Source organism: Paracoccus nototheniae (assembly GCF_004335005.1).
Classification (GTDB): Bacteria; Pseudomonadota; Alphaproteobacteria; order Rhodobacterales; family Rhodobacteraceae; genus Paracoccus; species Paracoccus nototheniae.
Genome location: NZ_RQRT01000063.1, coordinates 1 through 24801, shown reverse-complemented (window position 1 = coordinate 24801; position 24801 = coordinate 1). Strand labels below are relative to the sequence as shown.

At 66.8% G+C, this 24801-nt stretch carries 29 protein-coding genes and 1 tRNA gene; 13 read left to right on the top strand and 17 right to left on the bottom strand.

Annotated features, from left to right (window positions below):
• The 3 genes from EG885_RS17750 to EG885_RS17740 all read left to right on the top strand — a co-directional run.
• Window positions 1-496 (top strand): P1 family peptidase (locus EG885_RS17750; protein ID WP_207392321.1); only part of this gene is annotated, 496 nt, incomplete at its 5' end.
• A 239-nt stretch (window positions 497-735) separates the two neighbouring features.
• Entirely contained in the window at window positions 736-2208 is a 1473-nt protein-coding gene (locus EG885_RS17745; protein WP_131577189.1) for an NAD-dependent succinate-semialdehyde dehydrogenase, read from the top strand.
• A 132-nt stretch (window positions 2209-2340) separates the two neighbouring features.
• Window positions 2341-2595, top strand: a complete 255-nt coding sequence (locus tag EG885_RS17740) for a GlsB/YeaQ/YmgE family stress response membrane protein (protein ID WP_131577186.1) — start codon at window positions 2341-2343, stop codon at window positions 2593-2595.
• Window positions 2596-2698: 103 nt separating this feature from the next.
• Here EG885_RS17740 and EG885_RS17735 read toward each other — a convergent pair whose 3' ends face one another.
• On the bottom strand, window positions 2699-3454 hold the full coding sequence (locus EG885_RS17735; RefSeq protein ID WP_131577183.1) for a DUF1013 domain-containing protein: 756 nt from the start codon (window positions 3452-3454) through the stop codon (window positions 2699-2701).
• A 154-nt stretch (window positions 3455-3608) separates the two neighbouring features.
• On the opposite strand from EG885_RS17735, the gene EG885_RS17730 reads away from it, so the two are divergent.
• Window positions 3609-4289, top strand: a complete 681-nt coding sequence (locus EG885_RS17730) for a ribonuclease T2 family protein (protein WP_242679727.1) — start codon at window positions 3609-3611, stop codon at window positions 4287-4289.
• 4 nt (window positions 4290-4293) lie between these two features.
• Here EG885_RS17730 and EG885_RS17725 read toward each other — a convergent pair whose 3' ends face one another.
• The 3 genes from EG885_RS17725 to EG885_RS17715 all read right to left on the bottom strand — a co-directional run bounded on the left by EG885_RS17725 (window position 4294) and on the right by EG885_RS17715 (window position 6670).
• Complete coding sequence (locus EG885_RS17725) at window positions 4294-4884, bottom strand: deaminase (RefSeq protein WP_207392320.1); 591 nt, start codon at window positions 4882-4884, stop codon at window positions 4294-4296.
• Between the two features lie 127 nt (window positions 4885-5011).
• Window positions 5012-6007, bottom strand: a complete 996-nt coding sequence (locus EG885_RS17720) for an NAD(P)H-quinone oxidoreductase (protein ID WP_131577176.1) — start codon at window positions 6005-6007, stop codon at window positions 5012-5014.
• A gap of 9 nt (window positions 6008-6016) precedes the next feature.
• Entirely contained in the window at window positions 6017-6670 is a 654-nt protein-coding gene (locus EG885_RS17715; RefSeq protein WP_131577172.1) for a COQ9 family protein, read from the bottom strand.
• 92 nt (window positions 6671-6762) lie between these two features.
• Between EG885_RS17715 and rpsU the strand changes: the two genes are divergently transcribed.
• The gene (gene rpsU / locus EG885_RS17710; protein ID WP_081994671.1) at window positions 6763-6969 is read left to right on the top strand and encodes a 30S ribosomal protein S21; all 207 of its coding nucleotides are present in this window, start codon (window positions 6763-6765) and stop codon (window positions 6967-6969) included.
• 104 nt (window positions 6970-7073) lie between these two features.
• Here rpsU and EG885_RS23115 read toward each other — a convergent pair whose 3' ends face one another.
• Together EG885_RS23115 and EG885_RS17700 are read right to left on the bottom strand one after the other, a co-directional pair.
• Complete coding sequence (locus EG885_RS23115; RefSeq protein WP_207392319.1) at window positions 7074-7829, bottom strand: hypothetical protein; 756 nt, start codon at window positions 7827-7829, stop codon at window positions 7074-7076.
• A 98-nt stretch (window positions 7830-7927) separates the two neighbouring features.
• Window positions 7928-8389 (bottom strand): Lrp/AsnC family transcriptional regulator, encoded by a 462-nt coding sequence (locus EG885_RS17700; protein ID WP_131577168.1) that lies wholly within the window; start codon window positions 8387-8389, stop codon window positions 7928-7930.
• Between the two features lie 133 nt (window positions 8390-8522).
• Here EG885_RS17700 and ald point away from each other — a divergent pair, with 133 nt between their 5' ends.
• Window positions 8523-9641, top strand: coding sequence for an alanine dehydrogenase (gene ald / locus EG885_RS17695; RefSeq protein WP_131577167.1), 1119 nt, complete (start codon window positions 8523-8525; stop codon window positions 9639-9641).
• A 27-nt stretch (window positions 9642-9668) separates the two neighbouring features.
• Here the strand turns inward: ald and mscL are convergent, their stop codons facing one another.
• The 3 genes from mscL to EG885_RS17680 all read right to left on the bottom strand — a co-directional run bounded on the left by mscL (window position 9669) and on the right by EG885_RS17680 (window position 11442).
• Complete coding sequence (gene mscL, locus EG885_RS17690) at window positions 9669-10115, bottom strand: large conductance mechanosensitive channel protein MscL (RefSeq protein ID WP_131577165.1); 447 nt, start codon at window positions 10113-10115, stop codon at window positions 9669-9671.
• Window positions 10116-10234: 119 nt separating this feature from the next.
• A complete protein-coding gene (locus EG885_RS17685) occupies window positions 10235-10858 on the bottom strand; it encodes a DsbA family protein (RefSeq protein ID WP_131577163.1) in 624 nt (207 codons plus the stop codon).
• 35 nt (window positions 10859-10893) lie between these two features.
• On the bottom strand, window positions 10894-11442 hold the full coding sequence (locus EG885_RS17680; RefSeq protein ID WP_131577161.1) for a DUF721 domain-containing protein: 549 nt from the start codon (window positions 11440-11442) through the stop codon (window positions 10894-10896).
• A gap of 160 nt (window positions 11443-11602) precedes the next feature.
• On the opposite strand from EG885_RS17680, the gene EG885_RS17675 reads away from it, so the two are divergent.
• Both EG885_RS17675 and EG885_RS17670 read left to right on the top strand, forming a co-directional pair.
• A complete protein-coding gene (locus tag EG885_RS17675; protein WP_131577196.1) occupies window positions 11603-12553 on the top strand; it encodes an A/G-specific adenine glycosylase in 951 nt (316 codons plus the stop codon).
• 9 nt (window positions 12554-12562) lie between these two features.
• Window positions 12563-13711 carry an alkane 1-monooxygenase gene (locus EG885_RS17670; RefSeq protein ID WP_131577159.1) on the top strand — a complete coding sequence of 383 codons (1149 nt, stop codon included), beginning with the start codon at window positions 12563-12565 and terminating at the stop codon, window positions 13709-13711.
• Between the two features lie 117 nt (window positions 13712-13828).
• Here the strand turns inward: EG885_RS17670 and ilvD are convergent, their stop codons facing one another.
• Both ilvD and EG885_RS17660 read right to left on the bottom strand, forming a co-directional pair.
• Window positions 13829-15667, bottom strand: coding sequence for a dihydroxy-acid dehydratase (gene ilvD / locus EG885_RS17665; protein ID WP_131577157.1), 1839 nt, complete (start codon window positions 15665-15667; stop codon window positions 13829-13831).
• Between the two features lie 167 nt (window positions 15668-15834).
• Complete coding sequence (locus tag EG885_RS17660; protein ID WP_131577155.1) at window positions 15835-16149, bottom strand: DMT family transporter; 315 nt, start codon at window positions 16147-16149, stop codon at window positions 15835-15837.
• A gap of 240 nt (window positions 16150-16389) precedes the next feature.
• On the opposite strand from EG885_RS17660, the gene EG885_RS22815 reads away from it, so the two are divergent.
• The gene (locus tag EG885_RS22815) at window positions 16390-16563 is read left to right on the top strand and encodes a DUF4175 domain-containing protein (protein ID WP_165571192.1); all 174 of its coding nucleotides are present in this window, start codon (window positions 16390-16392) and stop codon (window positions 16561-16563) included.
• A gap of 45 nt (window positions 16564-16608) precedes the next feature.
• Here the strand turns inward: EG885_RS22815 and EG885_RS17655 are convergent, their stop codons facing one another.
• The 6 genes from EG885_RS17655 to EG885_RS17630 all read right to left on the bottom strand — a co-directional run bounded on the left by EG885_RS17655 (window position 16609) and on the right by EG885_RS17630 (window position 22116).
• Window positions 16609-17208 (bottom strand): HNH endonuclease, encoded by a 600-nt coding sequence (locus tag EG885_RS17655; protein ID WP_131577153.1) that lies wholly within the window; start codon window positions 17206-17208, stop codon window positions 16609-16611.
• A 176-nt stretch (window positions 17209-17384) separates the two neighbouring features.
• Window positions 17385-17927 carry a GNAT family N-acetyltransferase gene (locus tag EG885_RS17650; protein ID WP_165571191.1) on the bottom strand — a complete coding sequence of 181 codons (543 nt, stop codon included), beginning with the start codon at window positions 17925-17927 and terminating at the stop codon, window positions 17385-17387.
• Window positions 17928-18094: 167 nt separating this feature from the next.
• Window positions 18095-18170 (bottom strand) — tRNA-Thr (locus EG885_RS17645).
• 105 nt (window positions 18171-18275) lie between these two features.
• Window positions 18276-20093, bottom strand: a complete 1818-nt coding sequence (locus EG885_RS17640) for a heme biosynthesis HemY N-terminal domain-containing protein (protein WP_131577149.1) — start codon at window positions 20091-20093, stop codon at window positions 18276-18278.
• Between the two features lie 10 nt (window positions 20094-20103).
• Window positions 20104-21642: a COG4223 family protein gene (locus tag EG885_RS17635; RefSeq protein ID WP_131577147.1), complete on the bottom strand. Its 1539-nt coding sequence runs from the start codon at window positions 21640-21642 to the stop codon at window positions 20104-20106.
• Between the two features lie 132 nt (window positions 21643-21774).
• On the bottom strand, window positions 21775-22116 hold the full coding sequence (locus EG885_RS17630) for a uroporphyrinogen-III synthase (RefSeq protein ID WP_131577145.1): 342 nt from the start codon (window positions 22114-22116) through the stop codon (window positions 21775-21777).
• 37 nt (window positions 22117-22153) lie between these two features.
• On the opposite strand from EG885_RS17630, the gene tsaD reads away from it, so the two are divergent.
• Genes tsaD through EG885_RS17610 form a run of 4 tightly spaced genes read left to right on the top strand, consistent with a single transcriptional unit; the run spans window position 22154 to window position 24730 of the window.
• Window positions 22154-23104: a tRNA (adenosine(37)-N6)-threonylcarbamoyltransferase complex transferase subunit TsaD gene (gene tsaD / locus EG885_RS17625; protein WP_423227220.1), complete on the top strand. Its 951-nt coding sequence runs from the start codon at window positions 22154-22156 to the stop codon at window positions 23102-23104.
• Window positions 23101-24039, top strand: a complete 939-nt coding sequence (locus tag EG885_RS17620; RefSeq protein WP_131577141.1) for an NAD(P)H-dependent glycerol-3-phosphate dehydrogenase — start codon at window positions 23101-23103, stop codon at window positions 24037-24039. The genes tsaD and EG885_RS17620 overlap by 4 nt, the downstream gene beginning before the upstream one ends.
• A complete protein-coding gene (locus tag EG885_RS17615; protein ID WP_131577193.1) occupies window positions 24039-24311 on the top strand; it encodes a YciI family protein in 273 nt (90 codons plus the stop codon). The genes EG885_RS17620 and EG885_RS17615 overlap by 1 nt, the downstream gene beginning before the upstream one ends.
• Complete coding sequence (locus tag EG885_RS17610) at window positions 24311-24730, top strand: EVE domain-containing protein (protein ID WP_131577139.1); 420 nt, start codon at window positions 24311-24313, stop codon at window positions 24728-24730. The genes EG885_RS17615 and EG885_RS17610 overlap by 1 nt, the downstream gene beginning before the upstream one ends.
• Window positions 24731-24801: the final 71 nt, after the last annotated feature.

Below are 24801 nucleotides of genomic sequence, written 5' to 3'. Positions count from 1 at the left end.
GGCGGGCGGGGCGACGGTGGGGGCGCTGGTCGTGGTCAATGCGCTTGGGCAGGCGACGGTCGGCGATGGCCCGCATTTCTGGGCCGCCCCGTGGGAGCTGGGGACAGAATTCGGCGGCCTCGGCCTGCCCCGCCGCTTTCCCGCAGATCACGAACCACCCCCGGCAAAACGGCTTGGCGAGGCGACGACCATCGCCATCGTCGCCACCGATGCGGCGCTGGACAAGGCGGGCCTGCAGCGCATGGCGATCGCCGCCCATGACGGGCTGGCCCGCGCGCTGGTGCCCAGCCACACGCCGCTGGACGGCGATCTGGTCTTTGCCGTCTCGACCGGGGCGCGGCCTCTGGCCGATCCGGTGGCGGACGCATTTGCGCTTGGCCATGCGGCGGCCTGCGTTCTGGCGCGGGCCATCGCGCGGGGCGTTCATGCCGCAGCCTCGCAGCCCGGCGACGTGCAGCCCTGCTGGAAGTCCCGCTTTCCACAGGACTTCCCATAGAAAAAGGGCGGCGCGACCAGCGCACCGCCCCCGAGAGATCGCCAAGAGGGACAGCCTGACGATTGCAGATGCAACGCCTGCACCTGATCCGGGTTGCAGACCGTGCAAGCCGTCAGCATCACATTTCCGTCATCCTGCACGTCCCGCCCCCGACCGGACGGTTTTGACAAGCATCGCCGGGCGTGATCATCTGCGCCGGAAACACGCCCCCATTCCCATCTTCTTCCTCCGAGGACGCCATGACCAAGCATGCCACCGACCTGAAATCCCTTCTCAGCGACCCCTCGCTGCTGGAAACCCGTGCTTTCGTGGCGGGCGAATGGGTCGATGCCGATGACGGCGCCACGTTCGAGGTGACGAACCCCGCCCGGGGCGACGTGATCGCCCATGTCGCCGATCTGGGCCGGGCCGAGACCGCCCGCGCCATCGATGCGGCAGAGATCGCGCGCAAGGACTGGGCCGCCCGCCCCGCCAAGGAACGTGCCCAAATTTTGCGCAAATGGTACGATCTGATGATGGCCGCCCAAAACGATCTGGGCATCATCCTGACCGCCGAACAGGGCAAGCCGCTGGCCGAGGCCAAGGGCGAGATCGCCTATGGCGCCAGCTTCGTCGAGTGGTTCGGTGAAGAGGCCAAGCGTGTCTATGGCGAAACCATCCCCGGCCATCAGGCCGACAAGCGTCTGACCGTGATCCGCCAGCCCATCGGCGTCGTGGGTTCGATCACGCCGTGGAATTTCCCCAACGCGATGATCGCGCGCAAGGCGGCGCCCGCGCTGGCCGTGGGCTGCGGTTTCGTCGCCCGTCCGGCGACGGAAACGCCGCTGTCGGCGCTGGCCATGGCGGTTCTGGGCGAACGCGCCGGCCTGCCCAAGGGCATTTTGTCGATCATCCCATCGTCGCGGGCCAGCGATATCGGCAAAGAATTCTGCGAAAACCCGGTCGTGCGCAAGCTGACCTTCACCGGCTCGACCGGGGTGGGGCGCATCCTGCTGGGTCAGGCCGCCGAACAGGTCATGAAATGCAGCATGGAGCTGGGCGGCAACGCGCCCTTTATCGTCTTTGACGATGCCGATCTGGATGCGGCGGTCGAAGGCGCGATGGCGTCGAAATTCCGCAACAACGGCCAGACCTGCGTCTGCGCCAACCGGCTGTATGTGCAATCGGGGGTCTATGACGCCTTTGCCCAAAAGCTGGCGGCGGCGGTGGACAAGCTGCGCGTCGGCGACGGGCTGGAAGACGGCACCACAACCGGCCCGCTGATCAACGAAAAGGCCGTCGAAAAGGTCGAGGATCACATCCGCAACGTCACCGAGGGCGGCGGCACGGTCGTGACCGGCGGCGCCCGGATGGAGGGGCTGTTCTTTCAGCCGACCGTCGTCACCGGCGTCACCGCCGACATGAAGGTCGCGACCGAGGAAACCTTTGGTCCTCTGGCACCGCTGTTCCGCTTTGACACCGAAGACGAGGCGGTCGAGGCCGCGAACAACACCATCTTCGGGCTTGCCGCCTATTTCTATGCCCGCGACATCGGCCGCATCACCCGCGTCCAAGAGGCGCTGGAATACGGCATCGTCGGCGTGAACACCGGCATCATCTCGACCGAGGTGGCGCCCTTCGGCGGCGTCAAGCAGTCGGGACTGGGCCGCGAGGGCAGCCATCACGGGCTGGATGACTATCTGGAGATGAAATACATCTGCCTGTCGGTCTGATCCCCTTATGTGACGGTTTTCCAACAGTCGCGGTTCCGTTGCCGTCATCGGGAACGGAACCGTCCCCAGTTGCATTAGGAATGCGACGGGCTGCCGCAGGGGTGGTCCACAGGCATTTCAAGGGGACACCACATGGCTGGTATGGGCTGGATTCTTTCGATCATTCTGGGTGCAATCGCAGGCTGGATCGCTGAACAGATCATGAAGACCAATCACGGTCTGCTGACGAACATCATCCTGGGTATTCTGGGTGCCATCGTCGGTAACGCAATCCTGCGGATGGTCATGGGCACGACCGCCTATGGCGTCATCGGCCAGTTGATCGTCGCGGTCATCGGCGCGTGTATCCTGATCTGGGGCTATCGCGCGATCCGCGGTCGCGGCTGACCCCAAGCATCACCTGAACGCGAAAAGGCCGGCATTGCGCCGGCCTTTTTTCATGTCCGGACCATTTTCAGGCCCGAACCCATATTTGGTCCGGCGAAGGCGATCAGCGGCGACCGCCCTCGTCTTCATCCTCGTCCTCGGCATCCGCGTCGGGCAGGTTGAAGAAGCTGTCGGCATCGCGCTTGGGTTCGGGCCGACCCTCGTCGCGAGACAGGCTGAAATGCTCCAGCCCGGCGATGGAACTGGGCATGCGCGGCTCGTCGGCCATGGCCAGCGAGGTTTCGGTGCTGACCAGCTTGCGCCGTTCGTCGTCCGTCATCACGCCGCCTTCGGATGCCTTCTTCTTGGCAGCCTTCTGAACGGCAGCGTCCAGTTCCGTCTGGCGGCACAGGCCAAGCGCGACCGGGTCGATCGGCTGGATGTTGCCGATGTTCCAATGCGTGCGCTCGCGGATCGAGGCGATGGTCGGCTTGGTCGTGCCGACCAGCTTGGCCACCTGCGCATCGGCCAGTTCCGGGTGGAACTTGACCAGCCACAGGATCGCGGCGGGGCGGTCCTGACGCTTGGACAAGGGCGTATAGCGCGGCCCGCGGCGCTTTTCCTCGCCCTCGGCGGCGGGATTGTGCTTCAGACGCATCCGATAGGTGGGGCTGGCCTCGGCACGTTTGATTTCCTCGGGGTCCAGCTGGTTGGACCCCACGGGGTCGTATCCCTTGACGCCGGCGGCGACGTCGCCATCGGCAATGCCCTGAACCTCAAGCTCGTGCAGACCGCAGAAATCGCCGATCTGCTTGAAGCTGAGCGTCGTGTTGTCGACCAGCCAGACGGCAGTGGCCTTGGCCATCAGCGGCTTGCTCATGTCAGTCTCCTTCGCGTGTCTTTGTGTCCCGAACATGGGGGTGAGGGCCGGAAAAACGGCTTTGGCGGCTGCCATTCCTCGTTTTCGGGGGGAATTGCCGGGTGATATAGCGATTCCACGGCCCAGAGAAAAGAGGATTCGCACGATTGCACCGATGCGCCGCTGCCATAACCGGGCTATCCTGACCCGCATGCGACAGATGATCACCATGCTGGCCCTGCTGTTGGCCCCCGCGACGACCGGCCCGGCGCTTGCGCGCGATATCGCGGGCCAGTTCGACTATTACGTCCTGGCGCTCAGCTGGCAGCCCGGCTGGTGCAGCCGCACGGGCGACGCGCGCGACGCCCCGGAATGCCGGGATGGCACCGGGCGCGACTTTACCGTCCACGGGCTGTGGCCCCAGCACGAACGCGGCTGGCCCCAGGATTGCCCGACGCGCCAGCGCGATCCGTCGCGCCGCGACAGCGCGGCGATGGCCGATGTGATGGGGTCGGGCGGTCTGGCCTGGTATCAATGGCAGAAACATGGCCGCTGTTCGGGCCTGTCGGCGGCGGATTATTACACGGCGACCCGGCAGGCGGCGGCGACCGTGACCATCCCGCCGGTCTTCGACGATCTGGCCCGCGATGTGACCCTGCCCCCCGGCGTCGTCGAAGAGGCGTTTCTGGAGGCCAATCCGGGCATTGAGGCCGATGGCATCACCGTCATCTGCCGCGACACGGCCCTGACCGAACTGCGCATCTGCCTGACCCGCGATCTGCAGCCCCGCGCCTGCGCCCCCGACACAAGGCGCGACTGCCCGCTGCCGCGCGTCCTGATGGAGGCCGTGCGCTGAACGGTCAGTTCAGCGGGATGTCATTATCGCCCTTGCCGGTCTGATAGGCCGCCGACAGATCGGCATAGCGCGCCCGGATGGCCGCGATCCGCGCCAGCAGATCGTCGCGCAAGGGCGCATCCTCGGACGCGGCCATCTGCCCGATGTCGCGGGCCTGCCAGAAGGCATTGTCGCGGCGATAGCCACCGGGCGGCAGGCCATACAGTTCCTGCATGATCCGCAGATCATGGGGGATCGCAAAGGCGTCGCGCGAATCCTCGTGGCTGAAGAAGTAATAGTAATTGTCGAACCCGGCCCAGGTGATCGCCGACATGCACATGGTGCAGGGCTCGTGTGTGCTGAGGAAAATCAGATCGGTCGTCGCCGGGCGGTCGGGCATCTCGTAGAACCGCTGCAGCGTGTGAATTTCGCCGTGCCACAAGGGACTTTCAGTCTCGTAGTTGGTTTCGGCCAGAACCAGCGAAAGATCGGATTTGCGCAGGATCGCGGCGCCAAAGACCTTGTTGCCCCCGGCCACGCCCTGCGCGGTCAGGGGCAGGATGTCATCTTCGATCACCGCGATCAGGCGGGCGGTCAGGGTGGCCGGGGTCATCATGATGCAGTTCCTTGCGATCCATTGCACGACCACCTTCCGGGGAAACCCTGTGCGACGAAAGCCTTTTCAGGCACCACCATGGCAGCGTTCTGCACGGCTGCCCGCCCAAGGCGCAAAGCGCCGTCCGTCAGGCCGCATCCCCCCGGACCTTCAGGACGATCTTGCCGATATGGGCGCTGCTTTCCATGCGCAGATGCGCCTCGGCGGCGTCCGCCAAGGGAAATTCGCTGTCGATGGTGACGCCCACCGATCCCGCCGCGATCATCGGCCACAGCTGCTTGCGCAGCTGATCGGCGATCTCGGCCTTGGCGACATCGGATTGCGGGCGCAGCGTCGCGCCGGTCACCGTCAGGCGGTTTACCATGATCTGGGCAAAATTCAGCTCGACCTTCGGCCCTTCCAGAAAGGCGATCATCACCAGCCGCCCGTCCAGCGCCAGGGATTTGATGTTGCGCGGGATATAGCTGCCACCGACCATGTCCAGGATCAGATCGGCGCCCCCTGCCCCAGCCAGAACCTTGGTGAAATCCTGATCGTGATAGTTGATCGCCGTCGCGCCAAGCGCACGGATCGCGGCACATTTATCCTCGCTGCCCGCGGTGGCAAAGACGCGGGCGCCAAGGGCGCGGGCGATCTGGATCGCCATCATGCCGATGCCCGAGGTGCCACCATGGACCAGAAACCGCTCTCCTCCGGTCAGGCGACCGCGCTGGACGACATTGGACCAGACGGTAAAGGCGGTTTCGGGCAGGCAGGCCCCTTCGCGCAGGGTGACGCCGCGCGGGATGCGCAGGGCGTGATCGGCATGGCAGACGGCATATTCGGCATAGCCGCCGCCGGGCAGCAGGGCGCAGACCTGTTCGCCTTTGCGCCAGCGGGTGACGCCCGCGCCCATGCCGACGATCTCGCCCGAGGCCTCCAGCCCCGGCAGGTCCGAGGCGCCGGGCGGCGGGTCATAGCTGCCCGCGCGTTGCAGCACATCGGGGCGGTTCACGCCCGCATAGGCGATCCGGATCAGGATCTGATCGTGGCAGGGCACCGGCACCGGGCGGGTGGTCGTGCGCAGCTGATCGGCCGCGCCGGGGGCGGCGATCTGCACCGCCGTCATGGTATCGGGAAACATGATCTCTCCTTACCGGGTCTTGCCGGGCAGGGCGCGGTCGCGCGGCGCCCTGATCCAGCCAAAGGCCGCATCCGCCAGCCGGGCGGCACCGGGCAGTTTGCGCAGCCGCGCCTTGACGGTCTCCAGGCTCATGACCCCGTCGATGCGGCGATCAATGAAACCGCGCGTCTCGGCCCGGCCCTCGGAGTCGTCGCCCAGCCAGAACAGCACCGTGGCCGAGATGACTGCCGACAGGGTCGCGCGCTTGGAATACCAGTTCACATCGTCGGACCGGTCGCCCAAGCCCGTCCAGATCGCATCCGCCGTTTCCCAGACCAGCCGCGAGGCCAGCGCCGCATTCTGTGGCAGCGCAAGCGTTGCCGCACCTGCGCGCACCAGTTCGGGATCGACCAGCTCCAGCCGCTGCCACAGCGCGCCCGCCACCCGGTCGCGGAACCGCCCCTGCGGGGGGGTCGCAGCCAGCGCCCGACGCAGGTCCTGATCGGCGCGGCGGTGATAGGCGGCGGCCAGCCCGGCGCCACCCTGCGGGAAATGCACCCGGACCAGCGCGGGCGACATGCCGATGTCGCGCGCCCCGACGGCCAGCGCCAGATCGTTCATCCCCTCGAAGGGCACATGGATCAGCGCGGCATTCAGCAGCGCGTCGCGGTCGGTCTGGGTCATGGCATACCTCGTCTGGACAAATGCCCCCGTCGATGTTAGGGGACGCTTCCTGCAATCTATCAACTCTAACCTAGGAAGGTGGTGACAACCACATGCAGGTCAATGTTCGCGACAACAACGTCGAACAGGCGCTTCGTGCTCTGAAGAAAAAACTTCAGCGCGAAGGTGTCTTCCGCGAAATGAAGCTCAAGCAACATTTCGAGAAGCCGTCGGTCAAGAAAGCCCGTGAAAAGGCCGAGGCCGTTCGCCGTGCCCGCAAGCTGGCCCGTAAAAAGGCACAGCGCGAAGGCGCGCTGTAAGACGACGCGTACTTGTGTCATTTGAAAACCCCCGCGACGGCATGTCGCGGGGGTTTTCTTCATCTCAGACGGTTTGCGATGCCGTCATGGGCCGCGGACCGCGATCAGCCGTTGCTGTCGGACCCACCGTCAGAACCACCATCCGATTCGCCGCCCGAATCACCGCCTGAGCCGCCATCCGACCCGCCGTCTGACCCGCCGTCCGAATCTCCGCCCGAACCGTCGCCGGAGCCGCCATCCGCGCCATCGCTGCCGCCGGTCCCGCCACCATCCGAATCGCTGTCCCCTCCGGCATCACCGCCATCGGTATCGCCGCCATCCGCGCCGTCGTTGCCTGCGCCGTCGCCACCGCCGGTCTCTCCGTCGCTGTCACCGCCGCCATCCATGCCGCCATCTATGCCGCCATCCGACCCGTCCGCGCCACCCGGCGCGGCCGACCCGGAACTCGTCACCGAATCCGCTCCGGACGAGCCTTCCGGGTCCGCCCGCGTCTCGACCCCATCGACCGAGACCAGCCGCGCATTGGCGGTGGAATAGACCAGCTCGATCGGCTGCCCGGCACGTTGCGCATTCACCGTCAGGATCGGACCTTCGCGCAGGATCGTGATATCGGAATATCCCTGATCGCCAAGTGTGTCGGCGATTTCTTGATAATTCTCGATGCTTTCAAAACGGGGATAATCGCTTTCGCTGATGAACCCGCCCGAGGGCTGTTCCTCCAGCGCGTCATCGGGGACGACCACGGTGTTGCCCTGCGGCGTGTCGATGGTCGTCGTCTGCGCGATCGCGGTCGTGGCCAGAAGGCCGGATGCTGCGGCGATCTTTGCCCCCAGAAGCAGGGTCTTGAACGGAGTGGTCATCGGTCTCATCTCCCTTGAACTTATGTCTGCTTGTATAACGCGCAGATCGGCCCAAGGGGTCCGAAGGCCCTTTCCGACGGCGATGTCAGACCGCGATGTCAGACGGGGATCGCCGTCGTGCGGAACACCGTGCGCAGGGCAAAGCTGGAATGCATCTGCGCCACGCCCGGCAGGCGCGACAGGTGCTGGCGGTGGATGCGGGCGAAATCGTCAGTATCCTCGACCACGATCTTCAGCAGATAATCCGCCGTGCCCGCCATCAGGTGGCATTCCAAAACGTCGGGGATGGTGCGCACGCCACGCTCGAACGCGTCCAGAACCTCGTCGGCCTGTCCCGACAGGGTGATTTCAACAAAGACGGTCGTCTGACGGCGCAGCGCGCGCGCATCCAGCAGCGCCACATAGCCGGCGATCACGCCCGCCTCTTCCAGCCGCTGAACCCGCCTGTGGCAGGCCGAGGGGGACAGGTGCACGCGCAGCGCCAGTTCGGCATTGCTGATTCGCCCCTCTTTCTGAAGAAGGGACAGGATGCGTCGGTCTGTTGCGTCAAGATCGGCCATGGCGGCAGTTTCTTCGATCTTTGCGCCGGTTTCCAGAAGGTTCTTCGACCCGCATCGGACAAAGGCCCGCAGCTTCGCAGCACCTTGCGGCCCATGAGTGACAGGATGGACCGATCATAGAGGGAAGAGAGCCATGAAAATCGGATGCCCGAAAGAGATCAAGCCACAGGAATTCCGCGTGGGCCTGACCCCCGCCGCCGCCGCCGAGGCCGTGGGGCGCGGCCATCAGGTGCTGGTCCAGACCGGGGCGGGCGAGGGTGCGGGCTTTGCGGATGAGGATTACGTCGCCGCCGGGGCGCAAATCGTGCCCGATGCGGCGTCGGTCTTTGGCGATGCGCAGCTGATCATCAAGGTCAAGGAACCGCAACCGGCGGAACGGCGGATGCTGGCCCGGGGGCAAATCCTGTTCACCTATCTGCATCTGGCCCCCGATGCTGCCCAGACCCGCGACCTGCTGGACAGCGGCGTCACCGCCATCGCCTATGAGACCGTGACCGATGGCCGCGGCGGCCTGCCCCTGCTGGCGCCCATGTCCGAAGTGGCGGGGCGTCTGGCGCCTCAGGTCGGATCATGGGCGCTGCAAAAGGCCAATGGCGGGCGCGGCGTGCTGATGGGCGGCGTGCCCGGCGTGCGGCCCGCGAATGTGCTGGTCATCGGCGGCGGCGTTGTCGGCACCGCAGCGGCGCGGGTGGCCGCAGGCATGGGCGCGAATGTGACGGTCATGGACCGGTCGGTGCCGCGCCTGTCCTTTCTGGACGACATTTTCATGGGCCGCCTGACCACCCAGTTCGCCAGCGCCGCCGCCACGGCCGAGGCGATCCGCCAAGCCGACATGGTCATCGGCGCCGTGCTGATCCCCGGCGCCGCAGCGCCCCGGCTGATCAGCCGCGACCAGCTGTCCACCATGCCGCCCGGCGCCGTGCTGGTCGATGTGGCTATCGATCAGGGCGGCTGCTTCGAGACCTCGCGCGCGACCACCCATCACGATCCGATCTATGAGGTGGACGGCATCGTGCATTACTGCGTGGCCAATATGCCCGGCGCGGTGGCGCGCACGGCGACGCAGGCGCTTGGGAATGTGACCATGCCGCATCTGCTAGCGCTGGCCGACAAGGGCTGGCGGCGGGCAATCACCGAGGATGCGCATCTGCGCGCGGGTCTGGCCGTGCACGAGGGGCAGCTGACCTCGCCCCCGGTGGGCGAGGCGCTTGGGCTGGAGGCCGTCACCCCCGCCGATCTGCTGGGGATGTGACGGGCGGCAAGGCCGGTCCGGTCCTGATCAGACCGGGCTGGCGCGGTCGGCCAGCAGGTCGCGGATCTGGGCCAGCAGTTCCTCCTGGCTGGGGCCGTTGGGGGCCACGGCCTCTTCGGCCTTCTTTTCGCGGATGGCAACGCGCTGCAGGCGGTTCACGCCCTTGACCAGCAAAAACACCGCCCATGCGACGATCATGAAATTCAGAACCGCCATCAGAAACGATCCATAGGCAAAGATCGCCGCGCCCGAATCGCGCGCCGCCGTCAGGCTGGCACCATCGGCCACAGTGCCGGAAAGAACCGCATATTTGTCAGTGAAATCGATGCCGCCGGTCATCAGTCCCAGGATCGGGTTGATCAGATCGACAACCAGCGAATTGACGATGCCGGTAAAGGCGGCGCCGATGATGATGCCGACGGCAAGGTCGATGACATTGCCCCGGGCGATGAATGTCTTGAATTCCTGAATCATGGTGGCCCGCTTTGTTGACGCGCGGCATTGCGCCGCGCGTCAACAGTGCTGCCGGACCGGGCAGAAATCAATTCCCCGAAAGGTGCGTGGCCAAAGCCCGCCCAAAACGGGGCCCAGGATCACTCGGCCGGGGCGGCTTCGGCCAGCTTTTCGTCGATGACCTCTTTCATGCTGTCCCAGGGCTGGTTCGACACCTTGTCGCCGCCGATGATGAAGGTCGGCGTCGCCTCGATCCCGTCCGCGGTCGCATTGGCCTGGAAGGTCGCGATCAGCTGTTCGACCTTGCCGGTGTCTTCCCAGCAGGCGTTCATCTGATCCTCGGTCATACCGGCCTTGAGGCCGATGCGGCGCAGATTGGCCGCGATCTCGTCACCCGAGCCGCCGGCCAGCCATTCGGACTGTTCGTCGAACAGCATGTCGGCCACCGGATAGAATTTCTCATCCCCGCCGCAGCGCGCCAGAATCCCGGCCCACAGGCCCGGCTGGTCGAAATAGACATCGCGCTGCACAAAGCGGACCTTGCCCGTGTCGATGTATTCGGATTTCAGCTGCGGATAGACATCGCTGTGGAAATTCGCGCAATGCCCGCAGGTAAAGCTGGCATACTCCACGATGGTCAGCGGCGCATCCTCGGCCCCTTGCGCGATATCGGGCAGGGTTTCGGGCGTGGCGGCGGCATCCTGCGCCAGCGCGGGCAGGGCAAAGGTCAGCGCAAAGACGGCTGCGGCAGAGCGGAGAAACATGGGACTTCCTTTCAGGGCTTTCATATCGGGTCGGGTCAGGTCTTGCGGCTGGCGACGTTCAGCGCCAGTTGCGCCATCGCCTGTGCCAGACCCGGATCGTCGAACTGTTGTCCGATGCCCGCCGCCCGTTCCAGCAGTGCCGGATCGGGGGGTTTGGGCGCGCGGGGCGCATGGACAAAGGCCGCCTGCCCCTCGGCAAAGCCCGAGGCGGCGGTCTGGGTCAGGGTGATGCGCTGCACGGCGTTATAGCCGTAACAGGCATTCACCCGGTCGCGCAGCTGCGGCAGCTGCATCTCGACCATGGGGGCCATCGGGCCGGTGGTCAGCAGCGTCAGCGTGGCGCCGAACCCGCCCCGGCTGTGGCTGATGCGGACCGGGCGGGTCACGGCGGCCAGCTGGGGGCCCGCGATCTCGGGCCAGTTGGTCAGCAGGCGGGCCACGGCAAAGCCGCGACCCTCGGCAGCCTTCTGCACCCGGTCGGCCATCAGCGTCGCCGCCGCCTGAAACCCGCGGTTGCGGCGGCGGAACCGGGTCTGGGGCCGCGCGTCGGGGCTGCCGGAGATGGGGGCGGATGGGTGGGCCATGGGCGCCTTTGCTGCTATCACCCCCATATCCTTAGCCAGCCATCCCCCCGGATGAAAGCGCGCCTGTCCGAAAGAGCCCACATAATTGCGTGAAAGCAAGGTGATCGCCCCCGACCTTCTGGCATGGTACGACCGCCATGCCCGCGTCCTGCCCTGGCGCATGCCCCCCGGCGGCGCCCCTGCCGACCCCTATCGCATCTGGCTGTCCGAGGTGATGCTGCAACAGACCACCGTCGCAGCGGTCAAGGCGTATTTCCTGCGATTCACCGCGCTTTGGCCCGATATCCGGTCGCTGGCGGCGGCGTCTGACGCGCAGGTGATGGGCGAATGGGCCGGGCTGGGCTATTACGCCCGCGCCCGCAATCTGCTGGCCTGCGCCCGCGCGGTGGCGGATCTGGGCGGCTTTCCCGACACCCGCGCGGGGCTGATGGCGCTGCCCGGCATCGGGCATTATACCTCGGCCGCGATCGCGGCGATCGCCTTTGACCGCCCCGAAACGGTGGTGGACGGCAATGTCGAACGCGTCGTCTCGCGCCTGTTTGCGGTTCAGACGCCCCTGCCCCGCGCGAAACCCGATCTGGTGGCGCTGGCCGAAACCCTGACGCCCGCGCAAAGGCCCGGCGATTACGCACAGGCGATGATGGATCTGGGCGCGACGATCTGCACGCCGCGCAAACCCGTCTGCGCCCTCTGCCCGATCAACGCCCAATGCGACGCGCACCGGCAGGGCATCGCCGCCGATCTGCCCCGCAAGACCCCCAAGGCGCCCAAGCCCGAACGTCAGGGCGTGGTCTGGCTGGCCCGGCAGGGCGACGCGCTGCTGCTGGAACATCGCCCGCCCAAGGGGCTGCTGGGCGGCACGCTGACCTTCCCCTCGGCAGGCTGGGACGGGCGCGACCTGCCGCCGCCCGGCCCGGCGGACTGGCGCGATATCGGGCAGGTGCGCCATGTCTTCACCCATTTCTCGCTGGATCTGACCGTCTGCCTTGGTGATCTGACCGGCAATCCGACCCGGGCCGAGCTGATCCCCCTGCGTCACATCGACCGCGAGGCCCTGCCCGGCCTGATGCGCAAGGTCTGGGATATGGCGCAGCCGCATCTGAAGGTCTAGCATCGCGACATGAGCGACTCTGCACCCCCAGCCCCGTCCCGCCTGCCACCCGCCGCGCCGTTCTGGATGTCGGTCGCGCTGATCCCGCTGATCGTGCTGGCCGCGTGGCAGGGGGGGGCGTGGTGGCTGCTGGTGCCGGTCTATGCGTGGTATCTGACGACCGCGCTGGACGGGGTTCTGGGCCTGAACGAGGATAACCCCGACCCCCAGACCGGCACGGACCAGCTGTTCTGGCACCGTGCCGTGACGCTGATCTGGTTCCCGCTGCAATTCGCCGCGATCTTCGGCTGCATCGCGGTCATGGGCCGCTCCGCCCATCTCTCGGGATGGGAGGCGTTGGGCCTGTTCTTTGCCATCGGCGTCGTGTCCGGCAGCATCGGCATCAACTATGCCCATGAACTCCTGCATCAGAAATCGCCTGCGGAACGCTGGCTGGGCGATCTGCTGCTGGCCTCGGTTCTCTATTCGCATTTCAGAACCGAACATCTGCTGGTCCATCATTCCTGGGTCTCGACCCCCCGCGATGCCGTGTCAGCCCGCTATAACGAGGGGTTTCACCGCTTTTTCTGGCGCGTGCTGACCGACGGCCCCCGCAGTGCATGGGCTGCCGAGACGCGGTTCCTGGCCCGCGCGGGCCGCACACCCACGGACCGCCGCAACCCCTTCTGGCGCTACGCCGTCCTGCAGCTGGGGATGCTGGCCCTGGCCTTCGGGCTGGCCGGCTGGATGGGGCTGGGCCTCTTCGTCTTTCAGGCCTTCATCGCCGTCTGGCAGCTGGAGCTGACGAATTACGTCGAACATTACGGCCTGTCGCGCAAACATCTGGGCGAGGGGCGCTATGAACCCGTCCGCCCGCGCCACAGCTGGAATGCCAGCCACAAGGCGACCAACTGGCTGCTGATCAACCTGCAGCGCCATTCCGATCACCACACCAAGCCCGACCGCCGTTTTCCGCTGCTCCAGACCTATGGCCCGGACGAGGCGCCGCAGCTGCCGATGGGCTATCCGGCCATGACCTTTCTGGCGATGGTCCCGCCCTTGTGGCGACGCCGCATGAACCCGCGCGTCCGCGCATGGCGGCGGCAGTTCTATCCGGAAATCGAGGATTGGTCCGCCTATAACGACGGCACCCTGCCGATGCCGCGCAACGCCCTGTAATCCCGCCCGGGATCGGCACGAACGCCCCGATCCCGTGACGACAGACTTTCATCTTGGCAAAAATATCCCGGGGGCCCGGGGGCTGGCCCCCGGCTCTCTCCCTTCGGGCCAGCGCCCTTACTCGGGAATGACCCGAACCGCCCCCTTGGCCGCACTGGTGGTCATCGCCGCATAGGCGCGCAGCGCCGTGGTGATCCTGCGCTTGCGGGGCTTGGCGGGCTTCCACCCTTCGGCCTCGCGCGCGGCGCGGCGCGCGGCCAGCGTGGCGTCATCGACGACCAGCTCGATCTTGCGGTTGGGGATGTCGATGCGGATCAGATCGCCCTGTTCGACCAGACCGATCGTGCCCCCCTCGGCCGCCTCGGGCGAGACATGGCCGATGGACAACCCCGACGATCCGCCGGAGAACCGCCCGTCGGTGACCAGCGCACATTCCTTGCCCAGCCCTTTCGATTTCAGATAGCTGGTCGGATACAGCATTTCCTGCATCCCCGGCCCGCCGCGCGGCCCTTCATAGCGGATCAGCACGACCTCACCTGACTTGACCTTGCCGGTCAGGATCGCGCTGACGCTGTCATCCTGACTTTCAAAGATATGCGCCGGGCCTTCAAAGGTCAGGTTGGAATCATCGACCCCCGCCGTCTTCACGATGCAGCCATCCTCGGCCAGATTGCCATACAGCACCGCCAGCCCGCCATCGCGCGAGAACGCATGGTCCGACGACCGGATGACGCCGCCCTCGCGGTCCAGATCCACATCGTCATAGCGATTCGCCTGCGAGAATGCGGTCTGGGTCGGCACCCCACCGGGGGCGGCGCGATAGAAGTCATGAACCGAGGCCGCCGTCGTGCGCGACACGTCCCACCGGTCCAGCGCCTTGGCCAGCGTGCCCGAATGGACGCTGCCGACCGAGGTGTCCAGCAGACCGGCCCGGTCTAGCTGGCCCAGAATGGCCATGATGCCGCCGGCGCGGTGGACATCCTCCATATGCACGTCATCCTTGGCGGGCGCGACCTTGCACAGGACCGGCACGTTGCGCGACAGCCGGTCGATATCCGACATGGTAAAGTCGATCTCGGCCTCATGCGCTGCGGCCAGCAGATGCAGGACGGTATTCGTTGATCCGCCCATCGCGATATCCAGCGTCATCGCGTTCTCAAAGGCCGCAAAGCTGGCGACATTGCGGGGCAGCACGCTGAAATCGTCATCCTCGTAATGGCGCTTGGCCAGATCGACGATCAGATGTCCGGCCTCGACGAACAGGCGCTTGCGGTCGGCATGGGTGGCCAGCGTCGATCCGTTGCCGGGCAGGGACAGGCCCAAAGCCTCGGTCAGGCAGTTCATCGAATTGGCCGTGAACATGCCCGAACAGGATCCGCAGGTCGGACAGGCCGCCTGCTCAATCGCGGCAAGATCGGCCTCGGACACCGAATCATCGGCTGCCGCGACCATCGCATCGACCAGATCCAGCGCCTTGACCCGCCCGTCCTGCAAGACGACCTTGCCAGCCTCCATCGGCCCGCCGGACACGAAGACGGTGGGGATGTTCAGCCGCAGCGATGCCATCAGCATGCCCGGGGTGATCTTGTCGCAATTGCTGATGCAGACCATCGCATCGGCGCAATGCGCATTGACCATGTATTCGACCGAATCGGCGATGATCTCGCGCGAGGGCAGCGAATACAGCATGCCGTCATGGCCCATGGCGATGCCGTCATCGACGGCGATGGTGTTGAATTCCTTGGCGATCCCGCCTGCGGCCTCGACCTCGCGCGCGACCAGCTGGCCCAAATCCTTCAGGTGCACATGGCCCGGCACGAACTGGGTAAAGCTGTTGACGATGGCGATGATCGGCTTGCCGAAATCAGTGTCCTTGACGCCCGTTGCACGCCACAGGCCACGAGCGCCTGCCATGTTGCGTCCATGGGTGGTTGTGCGGGAACGATAGGCGGGCATGGCGATCTCCTTTGGCTGAACGTGGCTTTAGCATCCCCTGTGGCGGAAGGAAATTACCACCGGGCGTCGTTTATTGCTGTTTTCTGTCCAACGCACGGCACAAAGCGCGGCGGAGGGACCGGGGGGCGCAGCGCCCCCGGCTGTCGCGGGACGCAAGGCGGTGGCGATCACGAGGCCATCTTCATCGTCACGATCCCCGCAACGATCATCCCGGCCGCAGCCATCCGCAGCGCCGTCACCGGCTCGGCCAGAAAGACCACGCCGACGACAAAGCTGCCGACCGCGCCGATCCCGGTCCAGACCATATAGGCCGTCCCAAGCGGCAATTGCCGCATTGCCAGCGCCAGCAGCCAGAACGAGGCGATCATCGCGACGATCATCACCCCCGTGGGCCATGGCTTGGTGAAACCGTTCGAATATTTCATCGCACTGGCCCAGATGATTTCCAGAAGGCCGGCGATCAGAAGAAAAATCCAGGGCATGGCGGATACCTTTGACGGGTTCCGGGTCGTCCCGGTGATGCGTCCCGAAAAGGGGAGGTCGTCCTCGATCTGCACGATCTAGGACGCAGGCACAGACCGGTCAAGGCCGCCGCACCGGGATCCTGCGTCAAAACAGCGCAAAACCGGCCCATGGTGGCGGGAATCGCACAGCATCCCCAGCACGGGCTTTTCAATCGGCCCCCGCTGACCCATATTGAGGGTCAAGGAGAGGAGTGTCCCATGCCACTGACCCATTTCCTGATGCTGATCACCGTCGTCATTCTGGGCGCCGCCCTGACGCTGTGGTTCGGCCTGTCGGCGGGGCTTCCTCCTGCGGCGATCCTGTTGGTGATGCTGGGTGCTGCGCTGGTGCTGCACTTTGGCCACCGCAACGGGCATGACCACGACGGCTGATCTGCCGCCCTGCGTGCCGCTGACGTGACCTACGGGAAATTCCGTTCAGCGGTCCAGTTCGGCATCCCAATACAGAAAATCCATCCAGCTGTCATGCAGGTGATTGGGCGGAAAGCGCCGACCGATCGCGTGCATTTCGTCGGCCGAGGGCTGGCGCGCGGGTTTGCGCAGATGCATCCCGGAATGACGCAGGCTGCGATTGGCCTTTTTCAGGTTGCAGGGCGAACAGGCCGCAACGACGTTTTCCCAACTGGTCACACCGCCCCGCGACCGGGGCACGACATGATCAAAGGTCAGATCGCCCTTGGCCCCGCAATACTGGCAGCAGAATTCATCCCGCAAAAACAAATTAAAGCGCGTGAAGGCCACGCGCTTTTGAGGTTTGACATAATCCCTGAGAACGACGACCGAGGGGATCCGGAAGGCCTGTCGCTGACTTCGAACCTCGTGGTCATATTCGGCGATGATCGCCACGCGGTCCAGAAACACCGCCTTGATCGCCTCCTGCCAGGGCCACAGCGACAGGGGATAGTAACTCAGCGGCCGGTAATCGGCATTCAGCACCAGCGCCGGATAGTGGCGCAGGCTGGCCGGTTCGCGCACGAACTGGGTTCTGAAATCCGTATGGTGATGGTCGTCCAGCATAGCGACTTCCCGTCTGCCCCAAGGGGTTGACCGGGGCGCCCGTCAGATCCGTTAGGCCGACTATATCTGGCGTCGGGCATCTGGCAAGCCCCCCGCATCTATTCGCGACCTTTGATGGCAATACCCGCCTGCGATGACAGCAGCATGACACGGGTTCCGGGGCATTCACGGCGGGATCAGACCGGGCTGCTTGGGCCCTCGTCCGGACCGGGCGTCAGGGTCCGCCGGAACACGTCGTTCGGATAGGCCTGATCGCGGATGCGGAACAAGGTCGTGCCGACATTCCTGAAACCCTGCCGCAGATAAAAAGCGATGGCCGGGGCGTTTTCGGCATTGGTCGTCAGCCAGACCGATGGTGCGCCGCTGGCCCGGGCATGATCCAGCCCCCGCGCCAGCAACGCCCGTCCCAGCCCCCTGCCATGATGGCGCGGCTGAACATAAAGGGTCGAGATTTCGGTGCTGGAACAGTCGGCCACCGGCGCCACGGTCCCGTGGCTGATCCGGATGAACCCATCAAGACCCGCCTGATTTTCCGACACGATGATATGCTGCCGAGGGTCTTCGATCAGCGCAGACAGCTTGTCCGGGGTGAACTCTGTCAGCGCGAATTCTGCGAAAAACGGGTCGACACCCTGCCGCAGATAGGTTCCCAGCCAGACCTCGATCGAAATGGCGGCAAGGACGGGGGCGTCGGCGGGGCGGGCCAGCCGGAATGTCATGCGGCGAATGTCAGCATGCGATGGCTCCTGACAGGGCATATGGGCGAAGGGCTGCGACAGGCGATAATCGCACCGGGGCCGCCCTTTGTCACTGCCCGAGGTCATGCAACCGGATGCGCCTTGCGCGGGGCCATGGCCCACCAGCCGAGGGATCACCACGATTGTGGTGGTGCCGGTGAAGGGACTCGAACCCCCGACCCCATCATTACGAATGATGTGCTCTACCAGCTGAGCTACACCGGCATCGGCTGTGGGGCGGCGGATAGCATCTTCGGCGAACAAGGGAAAGGGGGCGCAGGGGTTTTTTCACCCTGCACCCCCATCATTTCGATCACGCCTCCGGCCCGGTCAGCGGCGGCTGCGGCCCTCGGTCCAGTCCGCCTCGTCCGAGGGTTCGACATCGGGACGGATCATCACCGGCTCGGGGTCGGGCTTGGGGAACGGACGCTCGACCTGGGGCGCGGGCTTGTCCAGCGCAGGTTTGTCCGGCGCGGAAAGCAGATCGACCGGCGTGGCGGGAATCGTCACCACATCGGCAGGTTCCGACGCCTTGGGAACGGTCGCAGGCTCGGGCGTGGTGACCGTAGCCGAAGGCTCGTCCAGCCTGCGGTAATCGCTTTCGCGCGGCACGATGCCGGGCGGAACATCGGGCAGCGGGGCCGGGCGCGGCGTCTTCGGCTCTGCCGGACCGGGCGGGTGCGGCTGAACCGGCTCGGACAGGTCGGGAACCTCGGGGTCCGTTGCAGCCGCGCCGTCGGCCCGGGGTGCGGGATCGGGTTTTGGTGCACCGACCAGCAATGGCAGCATCTCGGCCCCGGTGGCGGATGGCGCGGGGGTGCCGCGCGCGCCTTCGGGTTCCTTCCAGCTGAGCGTGTCGAACCCGCCGCAGCTGTCGCAGACCGGCGCCCAGGCATGCATCACATTGTGGCAGGTGTCGCAGACCCATTGCGGCCCGCGCGACGCCGACAGCGCCCGCGTCAGCCAGCCGCGCACGACGCTGTCATCGGCACCCTCGCCCCGTTCGACCGCCGCCATGATCGACAGGGTGCGGACGGTGGGATGCTTTTCAGCCAGATCACCAAGCGCACGGCGCGCACCGGGGAAATCCTCGGCCGACAGCAGCAGTTCGGCCTTCAGCAGGCGGGTTTCCTCGTGATCGGGGTTCTTGCGGATCAGGTTGTCGAACCGGCGCAGGCGGGCCGAAGCCGATTCGTCGGGCACGATCTCGGCATAGGCCGCCGCGATGTCGGGATGCGGGCGCACCGACCAGGTCTTTTCCAGAATGCGCGAGGCATTGCGGTAATCCTTTTGCGCGACATAGCTGCGCGCCGCCAGCACCGCCGCCGGGATCAGATCGGGCGAGGCCTTGGCCGCAGAAATCGCCGCCTCGCGCGCGCTGATCGAATTGCCGTGGGCCAGCACGTCGCTGGCCTCTTGCAGCGCCAGAACCGCATCGCGGCGCAGCGCCACATCCTTGGGCAGATCGCCTTGGGCGCGCTTGTCCTTCAGCGTCTGGCGGGCGCCTTTCCAGTCATGTTCCCTGGTCTGCAGCTCCAGCAGGGTATCCTGCAGCTCTTTGTGGCGCGGCTTCAGAGCATAGGCTTTCTGGGCCAGCAAAAGCGCCTTGTGGGTGTCGCCCTCGGCCAGTTTCTGGCGCATCAGGCCGCGGATGCCGACAAACCGGGTGCGGTCATCCTCCAGCAGGCTGCGATAGATGTCGATGGCCCGGCTGCGGTCGCCCGCCGTCTCGGCGGCCTGCGCGGCCAGCAGGTTGGTCAGATGCGGCTGGTTCAGGTATTTGGCGGCCTTGGCAGCCTTGTCCTGTGCCAGCTTCCCTTCGCCCGAGGCGACGGCCAGCATCCCCTCGCCAAAGGCCGCGTATCCGCGCCGCTCGCGAGAGCGGGCAAAGTGGCGGTTGATCGCGGTTTCATCGCCGACCAGAAAGCGCAGGACGGCCAGCGCCAGACCCAGAAGCTTGAAGATCAGCCAGGCGGCGACCATCAGGATCAGCAGCGCCACCAGCGCCTTGACCGGGGTCAGCGCATATTCGGTGCCGCCATATTCGATGCGCAGCATCTGGCCGGTTTCCGACAGCTGCACGGCCCCAAGGGCCAGCGCCAGGACGACGGCAAAGAACAGCAGGATTTTCAGCAGTGACAACAGCATCGGGCGGCCCTCAATTCGTGCCCGAGGACAGGTCGGTCAGCGCCGCCCGTGCCTGGGAATAAGCGGTTGCGCGGGACAGCCAGTCGGCCATGACGGGGACCGCGCGCGCGGGTTCGGGCAGCGCCTCAAGCTGGGTCAGGGCGGCATCAATGCGACCCGCCTGCACATCGGCATCGGCGCGCGACAGCACGGCGTCGGGATCGTCGCCCTCGCGCGGTTCGACCGACCGGGCGCCGGTCTGGGCGCGCAGGAAGTTGGTCACCAGATTGCCCTCGCCGCTGGCGCTGGTCTGCTGCAGGCTGACCCGCAGGGCAGCGCGCGCCGCCTCGGCAAAGTCGGTCTGCAAGGCGGTCAGGCTGGGCACCTCGGCCTGCAAGGCCTCGGGCGTGTCCAGACCGGCACCTTCCAGCGCCTCGCGGGCCTGATCGGGGGTCACGCCCTCGTCCAGCGCGGTCTGCAGGGCGGCGATGGCGGCGATCGCCTCGGCCCGGCGGGTGCCTTCGGCGGCAGCCTCCTGCAGCTGCTGGGCCTCGGTCCGTGCGGCATCAAGGCTGGTCTGCGCCTCGGACGCGGCGGCGCGGATCTGGTCCTGCGCCTCTTGTGCGATGGCGGGATCAAAGGCGGGGCGGGCGGACAACTCGTCCAGACGCGCTTGCTGTTCGTCCAGCCGCTGCTGCAGCTGCGCCAGCTGGTCGGCGTCGATCGCGGCGGGTTGACCGGGGGCCTCACCGGCTTCGGCGCCGGTTTCGGGGGCCGCGCTCAGGGCGGCGGTCTGTTCCTCCAGCGCCTCGATCCGGGCGGCCAGATCGTCGGGCAGCGCGGCGGCAGGCGCGCCAGAGGGGGATGCGTCGGAGGGGGCTGCGTCGGATGGGGCATCGACAGGCGCAGCAGCGGCCAGAACCTCTTCGGCGGCGCGGCGTCCGGCATCTTCGGCCGCGGCGATCAGTTCGTCGCGGTCGGGCATCTCAGCCGCCACGGCGGCGGGCGCGTCCTGCGCCACCCAGCCCGCAGGCAGATGCGGCAGGGCATAGATCGTGGCGGCAGCGCCCAAGCCTGCGGCCACGGCACCGCCGAAAGCCAGAGGCCAGAAACCCGACTTGCGGGCCGGGGCGGCAGGGCTGCGCGCCGATGGCGTGGCAGCGTCGGCTTTGTCCGGCGGCGGTGTCTTGGCCGGGGCAGGCGTATCCGCGAACGGCTTGCCGGATTTCGGCACACCCGATTTCGGCATGTCCGATTTTGCCATGCCGGTCTTGGCCCCTTGGGATTTCGCAGCCGCAGCGGGCTGACCCGCCGAGCCGTCACCGATCAGGGTCGATCCATCGGGCCGGACCTCGCCCGTCTGGCCCGCTTGCGCAGGGCGACCTTCGCGGATCGGGGTCTGGTCGATCACACCGACATGGGCCGGGATCTTGCGGATCTCGCTTTCGGGAACGGTCGCGGGCGGCGTGGCCATGCCCTGCGGCCCCACACCGCTGGCCGCAGCGTCGCTGGCCGTCGTGTCGGTGGTGCGGCCATCCGGGCCGCCGGTCTTGTTCTTCGGTGCTTTCACGTCCCTGTCCCCGTCTCGGTGCCTGCTCTGGTGCCCGGCCTGCCCTTGCTCATAGGCTTTGCAAGGGTGACCGCCGTCAGGCGCGTCCGCCCCAGCCTAATCAGCATGGGCTGGACGCTCAACCCGTCGTCGTCAGCTTTGTTCCGCCTGCGCGATCAGGAGGATGGCGGCCCGCATCGCATCGGCGGTCGGCTGCCCGGCCAGCGTGCATCGGGCGGGCGCGGGACCGGTCCATGCGGCCCGCGCCGCCCCGCTGATCGCCACCAGCCAGACAGGCGCACGGGCCCCCAGCACCGCCTGCCCCAGCACCTTGGCGGATCGGGGCGAAAACACCGGCAGGATCACCGGCCCCTTACCCGCCAGCAGATCGCGTGCCGCCCCGTTCAGGGGCATCGGCACCTGATCATAGACCACCATTCCCGGCACAGGCAAAGCCCGCGCCACATGCCGCCCCTGCGGGTGGATCAGCGGCACCGGGCTGGCCGCGATCAGCGGCAGCAGACTGTCGGCGGTGCCTGCCCCTTCGCGGACATCGAACCCCGCCGCCCGCGCCCATGCCGAACGTCTGGATCTGGCGGTCGAACAGGCGCTGGCGCAGGCCGGGCTGGGCCTTGACGCGCTGGCGGGCATCGCGGTGACGGCAGGGCCGGGGCTGATCGGCGGCGTCATGGCGGGCGTCATGTGCGCCAAGGGGATCGCGGCGGGCAGCGGGCTGCCGCTGGTCGGCGTCAATCATCTGGCGGGCCATGCGCTGACCCCACGCCTGACCGACGGGGTCGATTTTCCCTATCTGATGCTGCTGGTCTCGGGCGGGCATTGCCAGTTCCTGCGCGTCGATGGGCCGGACGCCTTCACCCGGCTTGGCGGCACCATCGACGACGCCCCCGGCGAGGCCTTCGACAAGCTGGCCAAGCTGCTGGCCCTGCCCCAGCCAGGCGGCCCCCATGTCGAGGCCGAGGCCGCGTCGGGCGACCCGCACCGCTTTGCCCTGCCCCGCCCGCTGCTGGACCGCCCCGGCTGCGATCTGTCTTTTTCGGGGCTCAAGACCGCGGCGCTGCGCCAGCGCGATGCGCTGATCGCCGCTCAGGGCGGGCTGCATGCGGCCGATCGCCGCGATCTCTGCGCCGCCTTCCAGCTGGCCGTGGCCGAGGTGCTGGCCGAGAAATCGCGCCGCGCGCTGGCTTTGTCGCCCGTCCCCCTGCTGGCCGTGGCCGGAGGCGTGGCCGCCAACAGCCAGATCCGCGCCGCGCTGGAACAGGTCGCGTCACAGGCGGGCGCGCGTTTCCTCGCGCCGCCTCTGGCTCTCTGCACCGACAATGGCGCGATGATTGCCTGGGCGGGGATCGAGCGGTTCCGCCTTGGCCATCGCGACGGCATGGATCTGACCGCCCGGCCCCGCTGGCCGCTGGACGCTCTCGCCGCCCCGATGCTGGGCCATGGCAAACGGGGGGCCAAGGCATGATCGCGGTTCTGGGTGCGGGCGCCTTCGGCACGGCGCTGGCGGTGGCCCTGTGGGTCAACGGGCCGGTGACCCTCTGGGGCCGCCGCATCGACTGGCAGGGCGAAAACCCCCGCCTGCCCGGCGTGACCCTGCCCGATGCGGTGACGGTCACGCAGGATCTGGACCATGCGCTGCGGGCGGACACCATCCTGCTGGCCCTGCCCGCGCAGGCTTTGGGCGGTTATCTCGCCGATCACGGCGCGCGGCTGGCCGGTCGGGTGCTGGTCAGCACCGCCAAGGGGATCGATCTGACGCGGCTGACCGGCCCCTCGGCCCTGATCGCGGATCATTGCCCGGGCGCCCGGGTGGCGGTGCTGACCGGCCCCTCCTTCGCCGCCGATATCGCGCGGGGCCTGCCCACCGCCCTGACGCTGGCCTGCGCAGAGGATCGGACAGGCGCCGCACTGCAACAGGCCCTGTCCACCCCGGTCCTGCGGCTTTACCGCACCACCGACGTCATCGGCGCCGAACTGGGTGGCGCATTGAAAAACGTCATCGCCATCGCGGCGGGCACGGTGATCGGCGCGGGTCTGGGCGACAGCGCCCGCGCCGCCCTGATCACACGCGGCTTTGCCGAGATGACGCGTCTGGCCACCCATCTGGGCGCCCGCCCCGAAACGCTGACCGGCCTGTCGGGTCTGGGCGATCTGGTGCTGACCTGCACCTCGGGTCAGTCGCGCAACTTCCGCTATGGCTGCGCCCTTGGTCAGGGCCGCGATTTCGACACGGCCACCACCGTCGAAGGCGCGGCCACCGCCCGTGCGCTGGCCCGGATGGCGCTTCGCGACGGGCTGGACCTGCCCATCGCCAGCATGGTCGCCCATCTTGCCCAAGGATCGGTTTCGGTGGAAAAGGCCATGGACCATCTGCTCAGCCGACCCCTGAAGGAGGAATGATGCCACTTTTCGCCGTGATCTGCCGGGACAAGCCCGGCGCGCTCCAGATCCGCCTGGACACCCGCGACGCCCATCTGGCCCATATCCGCGACAGCGGCCTCGTCGCCATGGCCGGCCCCCTGATCGAGGACGGCCAGATGGCCGGGTCGCTGGTCATCCTCGACGCCGCCGATCTGACTGCCGCCCGGGGATGGGCCGATGCCGACCCCTACAAGGCGGCGGGGCTGTTTCAGTCGACCGAGATCACCGAATGGAAAAAGGTGATCGGCTGATGGCCCATTGGCTCTTCAAATCCGAACCCGATGTCTTTGGCTGGGACGATCTGATCGCCAAGGGCGACAAGGGCGAGGAATGGGACGGCGTGCGCAGCTATCAGGCGCGCAACAACATGCGTGCAATGCAGATCGGCGATCTGGGCCTCTTCTACCATTCCAATATCGGCAAAGAGGCCGTGGGCATCGTCGAGGTCATCGCCTTGGCCCATCCCGACAGCAAGGCGGGCGACCCCAAATGGGAATGCGTCGACATCCGCGCGGTCCGTAAACTGCCCCGCGCCATCTCTCTGGACGAGGCCAAGGCCGAACCCCGGCTCAAGGACATGGTGCTGGTCAATAACAGCCGTCTGTCCGTCCAGCCGGTCACCGAGGCCGAATGGGCCATCATCATGGAACTCTCCGGCGCCGAAACCTGAAACCCGCGCGCCCCTTTCATCTTGGCAGAAATATCCACGGGGGTCCGGGGGCAGTCGCCCCCGGTCTTGCC